At 65.7% G+C, this 13,078-nt stretch carries 9 protein-coding genes and 1 tRNA gene; 7 read left to right on the top strand and 3 right to left on the bottom strand.

Going from position 1 to position 13,078, the window contains the following annotated elements:
• The 3 genes from ACE3RX_RS22360 to ACE3RX_RS22350 form a co-directional block, all read right to left on the bottom strand.
• Positions 1–1,355: biotin/lipoyl-containing protein (locus tag ACE3RX_RS22360; protein ID WP_374487179.1), on the bottom strand; the 1,355-nt coding region annotated here is incomplete at its 3' end.
• Positions 1,356–1,373: 18 nt separating this feature from the next.
• Positions 1,374–4,049 (bottom strand): pyruvate dehydrogenase (acetyl-transferring), homodimeric type, encoded by a 2,676-nt coding sequence (gene aceE, locus ACE3RX_RS22355; protein WP_374487178.1) that lies wholly within the window; start codon positions 4,047–4,049, stop codon positions 1,374–1,376.
• Between the two features lie 429 nt (positions 4,050–4,478).
• On the bottom strand, positions 4,479–5,672 hold the full coding sequence (locus ACE3RX_RS22350) for an ABC transporter substrate-binding protein (protein ID WP_374487177.1): 1,194 nt from the start codon (positions 5,670–5,672) through the stop codon (positions 4,479–4,481).
• A gap of 195 nt (positions 5,673–5,867) precedes the next feature.
• Here ACE3RX_RS22350 and ACE3RX_RS22345 point away from each other — a divergent pair, with 195 nt between their 5' ends.
• The 7 genes from ACE3RX_RS22345 to ACE3RX_RS22315 all read left to right on the top strand — a co-directional run bounded on the left by ACE3RX_RS22345 (position 5,868) and on the right by ACE3RX_RS22315 (position 13,078).
• Complete coding sequence (locus ACE3RX_RS22345; RefSeq protein ID WP_374487176.1) at positions 5,868–8,582, top strand: PAS domain S-box protein; 2,715 nt, start codon at positions 5,868–5,870, stop codon at positions 8,580–8,582.
• Complete coding sequence (locus ACE3RX_RS22340) at positions 8,557–9,189, top strand: response regulator transcription factor (RefSeq protein WP_374487175.1); 633 nt, start codon at positions 8,557–8,559, stop codon at positions 9,187–9,189. The genes ACE3RX_RS22345 and ACE3RX_RS22340 overlap by 26 nt, the downstream gene beginning before the upstream one ends.
• 226 nt (positions 9,190–9,415) lie before the next feature.
• Complete coding sequence (gene folD, locus ACE3RX_RS22335; RefSeq protein WP_374487174.1) at positions 9,416–10,285, top strand: bifunctional methylenetetrahydrofolate dehydrogenase/methenyltetrahydrofolate cyclohydrolase FolD; 870 nt, start codon at positions 9,416–9,418, stop codon at positions 10,283–10,285.
• A 3-nt stretch (positions 10,286–10,288) separates the two neighbouring features.
• Entirely contained in the window at positions 10,289–10,786 is a 498-nt protein-coding gene (gene purE / locus ACE3RX_RS22330) for a 5-(carboxyamino)imidazole ribonucleotide mutase (protein ID WP_374487173.1), read from the top strand.
• 18 nt (positions 10,787–10,804) lie between these two features.
• Positions 10,805–11,959 (top strand): 5-(carboxyamino)imidazole ribonucleotide synthase, encoded by a 1,155-nt coding sequence (locus ACE3RX_RS22325; protein WP_374487172.1) that lies wholly within the window; start codon positions 10,805–10,807, stop codon positions 11,957–11,959.
• 6 nt (positions 11,960–11,965) lie between these two features.
• Positions 11,966–12,946 (top strand): L-threonylcarbamoyladenylate synthase, encoded by a 981-nt coding sequence (locus ACE3RX_RS22320; RefSeq protein ID WP_374487171.1) that lies wholly within the window; start codon positions 11,966–11,968, stop codon positions 12,944–12,946.
• Between the two features lie 56 nt (positions 12,947–13,002).
• Positions 13,003–13,078 (top strand) — tRNA-Ala (locus ACE3RX_RS22315).

Below are 13,078 nucleotides of genomic sequence, written 5' to 3'. Positions count from 1 at the left end.
TCGAACACGCTCTTCTTGTCGGCGTCCTTCACCACCGGCACGACCAGGCCGTTGGGGGTGTCAGCCGCGAAGGCGATGTTGAAGTACTTCTTGTAGACCAGGTTGTCGCCGTCGAGCGAAGTGTTGAACTCGGGGAACTCCTGCAGCGCGCGCACCGACGCCTTGATGATGAAGGCGAGCATGGTCAGCTTCTTGCCTGACTTCTCGTACTCCTTGTTCATCAGGACGCGGAAGGCTTCCAGGTCAGTGATGTCGGCGTCTTCGTGATAGGTCACGGCCGGGATCATCGCCCAGTTGCGGGCGAGATTCTGGCCGGAGATCTTCTTGATGCGCGACAGCGGCTTGACCTCGATCTCGCCGAACTTGGCGAAATCGACCTTCGGCCACGGCAGCAGGTCGAGCCCGCCACCCAGGCTGCCGACGGCAGCGGCGGCGACGGTCTTGCCCGGGACGACGCCAGTGCTCATGGCGCCCTTCACGAAGGCGGTGACGTCGGCCTGCAGGATGCGGTTCTTCGGACCGGTAGCCTTGACCTGAGCCAGATCCACGCCCAGCTCGCGGGCGAAGGCGCGGACGGACGGGCTGGCGTGCACTTTGCCGCCGAGCTTGACGGCGGACGGGGCGGCGGCAGCAGCGGCTGCGGCGGCAGCAACCGGGGCGGCCAGCGCCGGGGCGCCATCGACCAGCAGGGCGGCGGCCGGCGTGGCGGCCGCGGCGACGGCGGCAGGGGACGGAGCCGCAGCCGGAGCGGCTGCGCCGGCACCGGTTTCGACCTTGATCAGCACGGCGCCTTCGGACACCCGGCTGCCGAGCTGGACCAGCACTTCCTTCACCACGCCGGTGGCGGAGGAGGGCACGTCCATCGTGGCCTTGTCGGATTCCAGCGTGGCGATGGCGTCTTCTGCCTTGATGCTATCGCCGACCTTCACGAACAGCTCGATGACGGGCACGTCGGAGAAGTCGCCGATGTCCGGCACCTTCACCTCGACCACGCCGCCACCGGCGGCTGGGGCGGCAGCTGGGGCTGCTGCGGCGGCGGGAGCCGCTGCAGGAGCGGGCGCCGGAGCCGGGGCTGCGGCTGCAGGGGCCGGAGCGGCCACCGCAGCGGCAGCGCCGGCTGCTTCGATCTTGATCAGCACGGCGCCTTCGGAGACGCGGTCGCCGAGGCCGACCAGCACTTCCTTGACGACGCCGGCAGCGGAGGACGGGACGTCCATCGTGGCCTTGTCGGACTCCAGCGTGGCGATGGCGTCGTCCACCTTGATGGTGTCACCGACCTTGACGAACAGTTCTATCACCGGCACGTCGGAGAAATCGCCGATGTCGGGGACTTTGACTTCGATGAGTTGGCTCATGTTTGTACTCCTCGGCGATCAGACGGACAGGGGGTTCGGCTTGGACGGGTCAAGGTTGTACTTGACCAGTGCGGCGGCAACCTTGTCGCGGTCGATCTTGCCTTCGTCGGCCAGGCCTTTGAGGGCGGCCAGGGTGACCCAGTGGCGGTCCACTTCGAAGAAGTGGCGCAGCTTCTCGCGGGTGTCGGAGCGGCCGAAACCGTCGGTGCCCAGCGTGATGTAGGGGTTCTTGACGAAGGGACGGATCTGCTCGGCGAACAGCTTGACGTAGTCGGTGGCGGCGATGACCGGGCCGACGGCGCCTTCGAGCTTCTGCTCGACGTGGGACTTGCGCGGTGCCTCGAGCGGGTGCAGCAGGTTCCAGCGGCTGGCGTCCTGGCCGTCGCGGGCCAGTTCGTTGAAGCTCGGGCAGCCCCAGATGTCGGCCTCGACGCCCCAGTCGTTCTTCAGCAGGTCGGCGGCGGCGATGACTTCGTTGAAGATCGTGCCGGAGCCCAGCAGCTGGACGCGCAGGGCGCCTTCGCCACCCTTACGGAAGGCGTACATCCCCTTGATGATGTCGGCCTCGGCACCGGCGGGCATTTCCGGGTGCTCGTAGTTCTCGTTCATCACGGTGATGTAGTAGTAGACATCTTCCTGCTCGGCGAACATGCGGCGCATGCCGTCCTGCACGATCACGGCGACTTCGTACTGGAAGGTCGGGTCGTAGCTGATGCAGTTGGGGATCATGTTGGCGAGGAGCTGGCTGTGGCCGTCCTCGTGCTGCAGGCCTTCGCCGTTCAGCGTGGTGCGGCCGGCGGTACCACCGATCAAGAAGCCGCGGGTGCGTTGGTCGGCAGCCGCCCAGCACAGATCCATGGTGCGCTGCAGGCCGAACATCGAATAGAAGATGTAGAACGGGATCGTCTGCACGCCATGCACGCTGTAGGCGGTGCCGGCGGCGATCCAGTCGGCCATCGAGCCGGCTTCGTTGATGCCTTCCTGCAGAACCTGGCCGGTGACGCTTTCCTTGTAGAACATGAGCTGGTCATGGTCTTCCGGAACGTAGTTCTGACCTTGCTGGTTCCAGATGCCGTACTGGCGGAACATGCCTTCCATGCCGAAGGTGCGGGACTCGTCAGGCACGATCGGGACGATGTTCTTGCCGATCTGCTTGTCCTTCAGCAGGGTGTTCATGATGCGCACGATGGCCATCGTGGTGGACAGCTCGCGGCCTTCGCCGGAGGCCTTCAGCAGCGCGCCGAAGGTGTCGAGAGCCGGCACGGGCAGCGCGTCGGCCTTGCGGCGGCGGCTGGGCAGGAAGCCGCCCAGTTCCATGCGGCGGTCGCGCATGTACTTGTACTCGGCGGAGTCTTCCGGGAACTTCAGGTAGGGCAGCTCGGCGAGCTGGTCGTCGGGCACCGGCAGGCCGAAGCGGTCGCGGAAGCGCTTGATCGACTCGATGTCGAGCTTCTTCTGCTGGTGGGAGATGTTCATCGCCTCACCGGACTGGCCCATGCCGAAGCCCTTGATAGTCTTGGCGAGGATCAGGGTCGGTTGGCCCTTGTGCTCGGAGGCGGCCTTGTAGGCGGAGAAGATCTTGAACAGATCGTGGCCGCCGCGGTTCAGTTGCCAGATGTCGTCGTCGGTCCAGTCGGCGACCAGTTCCTTCAGCTCGGGCGTGTTGAAGAAGTGCTCGCGGACGTAGGCGCCGTTCTTGGCCTTGAAGGTCTGATATTCGCCATCCACGCATTCCATCATGCGCTTCTTGAGGATGCCCTTCGTGTCGCGCTGCAGCAGGGCGTCCCAGTGGGTGCCCCAGATCAGTTTGATGACGTTCCAGCCGGCACCGCGGAATTCGGCTTCCAGCTCCTGGATGATCTTGCCGTTGCCACGCACCGGGCCGTCCAGGCGCTGCAGGTTGCAGTTGATCACGAAGATCAGGTTGTCCAGCTTCTCGCGGGCGGCCATGCCGATGGCGCCGAGGGACTCGACTTCGTCGGTCTCACCGTCACCCAGGAAGGCCCATACCTTGCGCTGCTCTGCCTTGGCGGCGTCGATCAGGCCGCGGCTGGCGAGGTACTTCATGAAGCGCGCGGAGTAGATTGCACACAGGGGGCCGAGGCCCATGGAGACGGTGGGGAACTGCCAGAAATCCGGCATCAGCCAGGGATGCGGGTAGGACGAGATGCCCTTGCCGTCGGTTTCCTGGCGGAAGTTGTCCATCTGCTCGTCGGTGAGGCGGCCGAGCATGTAGGCGCGGGAGTAGACCCCCGGCACCGAGTGACCCTGGAAGAAGATCAGGTCGCCACCGCTTTCGTGGTCGACGCTCTTCCAGAAGTGGGAGAAACCGACGTCGTAGAGGGCTGCGGCCGAAGCGAACGAGGCGATGTGACCGCCCACGTTGGTGTGCTTGTTGGCGCGCACGACCATGGCCATGGCATTCCAGCGGATGTAGGAATGGAGCTTGATCTCCATGTCCGGATCGCCCGGGTACTTGGGCTGCTGGTCGGCCGGAATGGTGTTGATGTACTGGGTGTTGGCGGAGTAGGGGATGTCGATCCCTTCCTCACGCCCAGCTTCGATCAGCTTCTCGATCAGGAAGTGAGCCCGCTCGGAGCCCTCCTGCGCGACGACTGCTTCAAGCGCGTCCAGCCATTCCTTGGTTTCCTGGGCATCGATGTCAGCCAGGATGTTTTGCGTATTCGCGGCCATGGTCTTGTCTCCTCATGACTTGCGGGTTGTGGATAGCTGCCGCGGGTGGCGACAGCGGGGCTTCACTGCAAACCTGCGCGGACCGGATCGCGGTCCTGATTTTTCGCAATATAAAACGATCTATCGCAATGTGCAATAAGGACGAACTTCTACTCTGAGTAAATTTTTGTTTTTCCCGCACGCAGCGGGGGCACGGTGGACGGACTCCGGGCGCGGCTGCGCCCGTGCGGAACGGCGGTGGTGTGAATTGGCGAAGAGCGGAAACGCGGACATCAACGGGTGTCCGCAAGGCTTACTGCCGGCCGCGCCCGAGGGCTGCGGCCGGCGAAGCTTCGTTCGACGGGGCAGGGAAAAAAAACGGCCGGGGGCGAGGGAGGGAGGGAGAAAACCCCCGGCCGCTTGCGGAAATAGGTGTTCCGCGTGGCGGGATCATTTGTGAAACGCGTCCCGCTTCCGGTCTTCGTCGTAGGCGAAGACCACTTGTCTGTTACGTACTTCCCCCATGACCGGGATGCGCGTCGAGTCGATGGACTCGTGGTCGGTCTTGGAGAAGGGGCGATCATATACCATGATGATGCCCTCCACATGTTCCTTCAGCGATTCCAGCGCCTCCCTCAGGCGATGGCCTTCGGTGCTGCGCGCCTGGCGGATGGCGGCGGCGAGGAGCAGCATGGAGTCATAACCCTGGGCGGCGGCTGGCGCTACAGGAATACGCTCCACGCCGAAGGCCTTGCGGTAGCGTTCGATGAAACGCTTACGCCGGGGCGTCTCGCCTTCCTGGATGAAGGTCTGCGGCATGCGGGTGCCTTCCGCGTTGGGGCCTGCGTTGTCGATGAAGTTCGACATGGCCAGCGCCCAGCTGCCGACCAGCGGCACTTTCCAGCCGATCCGTACCATGCCATTGGCAAGGTGCGCGAGCTCCGGGCCGAGGCCGTAGGTGAGGATGCCTTCCGCTCCGGCGGCGCGTGCCCGGGCCAGTTGCGGTGTCATGTCCACGTCGCGGATGTTGAAGCGCTCGATGACCACCGGCTTGATGCCGTGGCGTTCGAGGGCTCGTTCCAGGTCTTCGCGGCCGAGCTGGCCGTAGTTGGTGCTGTCGTGGAAGATCGCCAGCTTGTGCAGGCGGCGCCGTTCGACCGCCTCCTCTACGATCATCGCGGCCTGGATGGCGTCCGGTGCCGACACGCGGAAGATGTAGTTGTCCGGGTACTGGGGCGGCAGGAACTGCTTGGTGATGATCGAGCCGGTGGCCACCGACGTGATCATTGGGATATGAGCCTGCTGGTAGAAGCGCTGGCTGGCCAGCGCGACGCCAGTATTGACGATGCCGAGGCCGGCGATCACGCGTTCCCGGTTGATCATCTCCTGGACAACCTGGGCGCCGCGCTCGGGGAGGGCCTCGTCATCCCGTTCGATCAGCTGCAAGGGCCGGCCGAGGATTCCGCCAGCTTCGTTGATCTCTTGCGCGGCCAGGCGGATGCCGTCGCGCATCGCAATGCCCATCGGGCTCGAGCCACCGGTGAAGGGGCCGGATACGCCGACCTTGATCGGCTCGACGGCGCTGGCGCACAGCGCGGTCAGGCTGAAGGCGACGATGCCGGCCAGGCGCACGATTCGAAGCAAGGAGGTCTCCGCCTGTCGTTGTAGGTGTTGTTGCGAGTCGCTGCGGATGAACGCCGCAAGCTATGCCGTCGCCTGCGGGGCGGGTATTGGTGAAAACCCGTAGCATCGGGCGGGCGCTGCTGGGGGGGCAAGGCTGCCCGGTTAGGGTAAGCCCGGATGCCCGGTCCTGGCGGACCCAAGCAGGATGAAAGGCAAATGCCGAACAAGTCTCGATCTTCCGCGCTGCCCCGTGCCGACTGGTACTGGACGGCGCCTTACATTGCGGTGCTGATATTCGCGCTGGCCATGTTGGTCATCGTGTGGACGCTGCAGCACCAGGAGCGCGAAACCCAGCGCAATGCATTGGCGCGCGACGTGCAATGGGCCGAGCAGACCATGCGCCTGCACATGCAGGGCACCGAGGAGTTCCTGTCCCAGCTGGCCCGCGAACTGGCTGCGGGGAGCCTGGATGCCGATGCCTTTCAGGTACGGGCCAACCAGCACATCGCCAACAACCCGGAGTTGGTCAATGTGGTGTGGGTGGCCGGCGGGCAGCGTGTCAAATGGACAGCTCCCTTCGATACCACCGACTGGTTGGTCGGTGATGCGCTGTCTGGCACCCAGGCTGCGGCGCTTGCGCGGTCCTGGGAGGTAGGGCGGCCGGTGTATGCCGATGCCTACGTAAACGGGCGCAACATGGCCGTGCTGGAAGTCTATGTGCCGGTGCAGCAGGGGCGTACCCCGTTGGGGGCGATCGTCGCCGTGTATTCCATCGAGCGCATGGTGACTCACCTGGTGCCGAGTTGGTTCGGCGAGAAATACCGCCTCTCCTTCACTGGGCCGGAGGGGGAGGTGCTGGGCATGAACTCGGCGGTCCATCCCCTCGACGAGAGCCTGGCTTTTTCGGTGGAGCTCGATCCGCCGGGTAACGGCTTGTCGCTGCAGGCGACGGCTTATCACGTTGCCAGCGATCTGCCGAAGGGCTTTCCGATCATCGTCATCGTCGGCCTGTCGGTGTTCGTGCTGTGGAGCCTTTGGCTGCTGCGCGCCCACATGCGCCGCCGGGTGCGCGTCGAGAAGGAGCGGGACCGGCTGTTCAATCTGTCCCTCGACATGCTGGCAGTCCTCAGCCTCGACGGTGAGTTCCGGCGCTGTAATCCAGCTTTCGAGCGGGTTCTCGGCCATCGTCCCGACGAGCTGCCCGGGCGTTCCTTCCTCGACTTCATCCATGCCGAGGACGTGGCCGAGACCATCGAGCACCTGCGCAGCCTCGCCTCGGGGACGCCGGGAGCCTTCGAGAACCGTTGCCGCTGCGCCGACGGCAGCTACAAGTGGCTGGCCTGGAGCGTCAATTCGGTGCCGGAAGAGAAGCTGATGTATGCCGTCGCTCACGACATCACCGGGCGCAAGGCGGCCGAGGAGGCGCTGCGCGCCGAGTACGCCTTCCGCCAGGCGATGGAGGAGTCCCTGGTCACCGGCCTGCGTGCCATCGATCTGAATGGCGAGATTATTTACGTGAACCCGGCTTTCTGCCGCATGACCGGCTGGTCGCGGGAGGAACTGGTCGGTTCGCGGGCGCCTTTCCCCTACTGGCCGCAGGACAGCTACGATCCGCTGCAACGCAATCTGGAGCTGACCCTCGCCGGCAACGCGCCGAATACTGGCTTCGAAATGCGCATCCGGCGCAAGAACGGGCAGCGCCTGGATACCCGCTTCTACCTGTCGCCGCTGATTGACGGGGAAGGGCGGCAGACCGGCTGGATGGCCTCGATCACCGACATCACCGAGCCCAAGCGAGTGCGCGCCGAACTGGAGGCGGCCCACGAGCGTTTCGTCGCGGTGCTCGACGGCCTCGATGCGGCGGTGTATGTGGCCGACGCGGCCACCGACGAGATCCTCTTTGCCAATCGGGCCTTCAAGAGCATCTACGGCTTCGACGCGGTCGGCCAGCGGGTTGGGCGCTACGGCCTGCCGACGCCGCCCGATACCCAGTGGTACGACGTCGATCCGCGCCGCCTGACGCTGGACCACGTGCCCCGCGAGCTGTACGACGGCGAGTTGCGCAACGCGTTGTCGGGCCGCTGGTATCACATCCGCGAGCGCGCCATCCGCTGGGTGGACGCCCGCGTGGTGCGCATGGCGATCGCCACCGACGTCACCGACCGCAAGCGGGTGGATGAGGAAAACCGCGCCCAGCAGGAGCGCCTGCAGCGCACCTCGCGCCTGATCACGATGGGTGAGATGGCGTCCACGCTGGCCCACGAACTCAACCAGCCGTTGGCGGCTATCGCCAATTACTCGATGGGCTGCGTCAATCGGCTGCAGTCCGGCGAATACCGGCGTGAGGACATCCTCACCGCGATGCAAAAGGCCAGCGCCCAGGCCGAGCGGGCCGGCAAGATCATCCGCCGGGTGCGCGAGTTCGTGCGCAAGAGTGAGCCGCGCCGCGCGCCGGTGTCCCTGGCTGGCATCGTGGACGACGCGATCGGTTTTCTCGAAGTGGACGCCCGCCGTCATGGCGCACAGGTCCTGAACCAGCTGCCCCACGACCTGCCGCCGGTGTTCGTCGATGCGGTGATGGTCGAGCAGGTGGTGCTTAACCTGGTCAAGAACGGCATCGAGGCGATGCGCGATACGCCGGCCGAGGAGCGGGTGTTGACCGTCTCGGCCCACCTCGCCGAGCACGAACAGGTGGAAGTGGAGATTGCCGACCACGGCCCGGGGCTTTCGGACGAGGCGCTGGAGCGGCTGTTTACGCCCTTCTACACGACCAAGTCGGAAGGCATGGGCATGGGGCTCAACATCTGCCGCTCCATCGTTGAATTTCATGAAGGGCGTCTATGGGTAGACGCCAACCCCGCGGGAGGATGTATCTTCCGCTTCACCTTGCCTCTGGAGACCACCCGTGAAACCGCCAGCCTCGACGCCTGAACAGATCATCTACCTGGTGGATGACGACGAAGCCCTGCGCGATTCCCTGGTCTGGCTGCTCGAATCGCAGGGCTTCAAGGTCGAGGCCTTTGCGTCCGCCGAGGATTTCCTGCGCGCCTGGCGGCAGGAGTTCAACGGCTGCCTGCTGCTCGACGTACGCATGCCCGGCATGAGCGGCCTTGAGTTGCACGAGCGACTGCGCGCCCAGTACTGCACGCTGCCGATCATCTTCATCACCGGCCACGGCGATGTACCGATGGCCGTGGCTGCCCTCAAGAAGGGGGCGGTGGATTTCATCGAGAAGCCGTTCAACGATGCCGAGCTGCTGCGCCTCGTCACCCAGTGCCTGGCCAAAGAGCAGGAAAGCCGTGCCCGCCGTCGCCAGGACGCGGAGGTGGCGCGCCGTCTCGACCAGCTCACCCAGCGGGAGCGCGAGGTGCTCGAGCTGATCATCGCCGGCAAACTCAACAAGCAGATCGCCGACGTACTGGGGATCAGCATCAAGACCGTCGAAGTCCATCGCGCCCGGGTCATGGAAAAGATGGCTGCCCAGTCTCTGGCGGAGCTGGTGCAGAACGTGATGGCCATCGAGGTGAACCGGGCCTGAGCCTCGGCGCAGAGCGGGGAGCCGTGCTTGTATAGGAGCGAACTGTGAGGGCGAATTCATTCGCCCTCAGTCCATTGAACGAAGTCCGCAGACGAATGGGCTCGCCCCCACTGGGCCTTTGTTATGCCTTTGGCCCTTGTGACGCCTTACGCAGCCATTCAAAACCCGAATTCGCCCCCGGCGCAAGCCATGGTAAACTCACGGGTTTTTCCTGAGGGGCAGCGGCATGACGGCTCGCATTATCGATGGCAACGCGCTTTCCGCGAAACTGCGCGGAGAACTCGCCGCGAAGGCGGCTGAACTGACCGCCCAGGGCACCCAGCCCTGTCTCGCGGTAATCCTGGTGGGGGGCGATCCGGCCTCCGCCGTTTACGTCCGCAACAAGGTGGCCGGCTGCGAGAAGGCTGGTATCAAGTCCCTCAAGTTCGAATACCCGCAGGATGCGGCCCCGGCTGACGTGCTCGGCAAGATCGCCGAGCTGAATGCCGACCCGTCCGTGCATGGCATCCTGGTGCAACTGCCGCTGCCCAAGCAGTTCGACGAGAAGGCCATCCTCGAGGCGATCTCCGTCGAGAAGGACGTGGACGGTTTCCACGCCGAGAACGTCGGTCGTCTGTCCCAGGGCCAGGAAGCCTTCGTGCCCTGCACGCCGAATGGCGTGATGGAAATGCTGAAGAGCATCGACGTGCCGCTGCGCGGCGCCGAAGCCGTCGTCATCGGTCGTTCCAACATCGTTGGCAAGCCGATGGCGATGCTGCTCACCGCGGCCGGTGCGACCGTTACCGTATGCCACTCGGGCACCCGCGACCTCAACTTCCACACCCGCCGCGCCGACATCCTGGTGGCCGCCATCGGCAAGCCGAAGTTCGTCACCGGCGACATGGTCAAGCCCGGCGCGGTTGTCATCGATGTGGGCATCAACCGCCTGCAGGACGGACCCGATGCGGGCAAGTTGTGCGGCGACGTGGATTTCGAATCCGCCAGGGAAGTGGCCGGCGCGATCACCCCGGTGCCCGGCGGCGTCGGTCCCATGACCATCACCATGCTGCTCGTCAATACCGTCGAGTCTGCAACCCGTGCAGCCCGGAAGGCCTGAACAATGAGCGAGCAACAACCCGTCATCGGCATCGTCATGGGCTCCAATTCTGATTGGCCCACCATGCAGGCCGCCGCCAAGGTGCTGAAGGATTTCGGCGTGCCCTTCGAGGCCCGCGTGGTCTCCGCACACCGCACCCCCGACCTGATGTTCGAGTACGCGGAGCAGGCCCGCGCGCGTGGCCTGCGGGCGATCATCGCCGGTGCCGGCGGTGCGGCTCACCTGCCGGGCATGATCGCCGCGAAGACGACGCTGCCCGTGCTGGGCGTGCCGGTACAGTCCAAGGCGCTGTCCGGCAAGGATTCGCTGCTGTCCATCGTGCAGATGCCGAAGGGCATTCCGGTCGCCACCTTCGCCATCGGCGAAGCCGGTGCCGCCAACGCGGGCCTGTTCGCGGTGGCGCTGCTGGCCGGTACCGATGCGGCGCTGGCCGACAAGCTCGAAGCCTTCCGCGCAGAGCAGACCGCCAGCGTGCTGGCGATGACCCTCGACCCGGTCTGATTTCGCAGGATTGAAACGATGATTCTTCCGCCCGCCACCCTCGGCATGCTCGGCGGCGGCCAGCTCGGCCGCTTCTTCGTTGCTGCGGCCCACGAGATGGGCTATAAGGTGTGGGTCCTTGACCCGGATCCCCACAGCCCGGCCGGCCTGATCGCCGACCGCCACCTGCAGGCCGGTTACGACGATTTCACCGCCCTCGACCAGCTCGCCGAAGCCTGTGCCGCGGTGACCACCGAGTTCGAGAACGTGCCCGCGGCCACCCTCGACTACCTGGCCAAGTTCGTGCCGGTGCGTCCCGGTGCGGCGGCGGTGGCGGTGTGCCAGAACCGCATCGCGGAAAAATCCTTCCTGCGCGACAACGGGCTGCCCCATGGGCCGTTCGCGGTGATCCAGGCGGAAGCCGACATCGCCGCGGCGGATGCCGGCCTCTATCCGGCAATCCTCAAGGTGGCGCGCTTCGGCTACGACGGCAAGGGCCAGGCCCGCGTCGCCAATGCCGCCGAGGCGCTGGCCGCCTTCCGCCAGTTCAAGGGCGAGCCCTGCGTGCTGGAGCGCATGCTGAGCCTCGACTACGAAGTTTCGGTGGTGCTGGCCCGCGACGAGAACGGCAAGGTCAAATGCTTCCCGACCGTCGAGAACCAGCACAGCCGCGGCATCCTCGACGTGTCCATCGCGCCGGCGCGGACTTACGCCTGCCAGCGGGATTCGGCCCAGGAGTACGCCGAGCGCATCGCCGAGCGGCTGGGCTTCATCGGTACGCTGGCGGTGGAGTTCTTCGTGTCCCGTGGTGAACTCTATGTAAACGAAATGGCGCCGCGTCCCCACAACAGCGGTCACCACACCATCGACGCCTGCGTAACCAGCCAGTACGAGCAGCAGGTCCGTGCCCTGTGCGGCCTGCCCCTCGGCGAGGCGCGCCAGCACAGCGCATCGGTGATGGTGAACCTGCTCGGCGAGCTGTGGTACGAAGGCGGTTCGCCGCAAGGCCGCTACCGGGAGCCAGACTGGACCCTGCTGCACACTGTGCCCGGCCTGCGCCTGCACCTGTACGCCAAGCACCACGCCCGCCACGGCCGCAAGATGGGCCACTTCACGGTGATCGGCGACGATCCCGCCGAGGTGCTGGCCAAGGCCATGGCAGCCCGCGCGGCCATCGGCATCCGCGACGAGTAATCGGCAATGGCGATGGGCGACGATATCCGGCGCGCAGTCGAACTGCTGCGCCAGGGCGAGCTGGTCGCCCTGCCGACCGAGACGGTCTATGGCCTCGGAGCCGACGCGCTGAACCCCGATGCAGCGGCACGGATCTTCGCCGCCAAGGGGCGTCCGGCCGATCACCCGCTGATCGTCCATCTGCCCGACGCGGAACAACTCACCATCTGGGCGCGGGACATTCCGAAGGAAGCCATCGCACTGGCCCGCGCTTTCTGGCCCGGTCCGCTGACCCTGATCCTGAAGAAGGAGGAGGACGTGCCCGATGTGGTCACCGGCGGCCAGGACACCGTCGGCCTGCGGGTGCCCAACCATCCGGTGGCGCTGGAACTGCTGCGGGCCTTCGGCTCCGGCATCGCGGCGCCGTCGGCCAATCGTTTCGGACGGATCAGCCCGACCACCGCCGAGCACGTACGGCAGGAACTGGGCGATCGCGTCGCACTGATCCTCGACGGCGGACCCTGCGAGGTCGGCCTGGAGTCCACCATTCTCGACCTGTCGCGGGACGTGCCGGTGATCCTGCGTCCGGGCGCTATCGGCGTGGACGACATCGCCCGCGTCATCGGTCGCCGTCCGCGTCTGCGTGGCGAGGAGACCCAGCCCGACGCGGCGCCGCGTGTTTCCGGCGCTCTTGCGGCGCACTACGCGCCGCGGACGCCGCTGGAACTCGTTGCGGTTGAAGACATTCCCGCCCGCATGCAAGCCGGCGATGCGGTCCTGGCCCGTCAGCCGGCACCGGCCGATCTGCCTGCTGGCGTGATCTGGATCGCGGCACCGGCCGATCCGGCCGGCTATGGCCATGATCTCTACGCCGTACTGCGTCGCCTCGACGAGTCCCCGGCTGTACGCATCCTGGTGGAAGCCCTGCCGGATGCGCCCGAATGGGGCGCCGTGGCCGATCGCTTGGGGCGTGCGGCAGTGGGGTCGGGCGAAGACGACGAGACCTGAACGCACGCGAAGCAGTTGCATCTGCGCTCAAGTTCGCTATAATGCGCGCTTCGCGTGGGCCGATAGCTCAGCTGGGAGAGCGCCGCGTTCGCAATGCGGAGGTCGTGAGTTCGATCCTCATTCGGTCCACCA

Source organism: Zoogloea sp. (assembly GCF_041914405.1).
In the GTDB taxonomy this organism is placed as follows: domain Bacteria; phylum Pseudomonadota; class Gammaproteobacteria; order Burkholderiales; family Rhodocyclaceae; genus Zoogloea.
The sequence above is the reverse complement of the archived record's forward strand: the minus strand, read 5'-3'. Positions and strand labels throughout refer to the sequence as shown.

What these genes read in the sequence shown, in the direction of transcription:
- aceE (WP_374487178.1), bottom strand. Translation starts at nt 4,049, where the DNA reads ATGGCCGCGAATACGCAAAACATCCTGGCTGACATCGATGCCCAGGAA.
- ACE3RX_RS22345 (WP_374487176.1), top strand. Translation starts at nt 5,868, where the DNA reads ATGCCGAACAAGTCTCGATCTTCCGCGCTGCCCCGTGCCGACTGGTAC.
- folD (WP_374487174.1), top strand. Translation starts at nt 9,416, where the DNA reads ATGACGGCTCGCATTATCGATGGCAACGCGCTTTCCGCGAAACTGCGC.
- purE (WP_374487173.1), top strand. Translation starts at nt 10,289, where the DNA reads ATGAGCGAGCAACAACCCGTCATCGGCATCGTCATGGGCTCCAATTCT.
- ACE3RX_RS22325 (WP_374487172.1), top strand. Translation starts at nt 10,805, where the DNA reads ATGATTCTTCCGCCCGCCACCCTCGGCATGCTCGGCGGCGGCCAGCTC.
- ACE3RX_RS22320 (WP_374487171.1), top strand. Translation starts at nt 11,966, where the DNA reads ATGGCGATGGGCGACGATATCCGGCGCGCAGTCGAACTGCTGCGCCAG.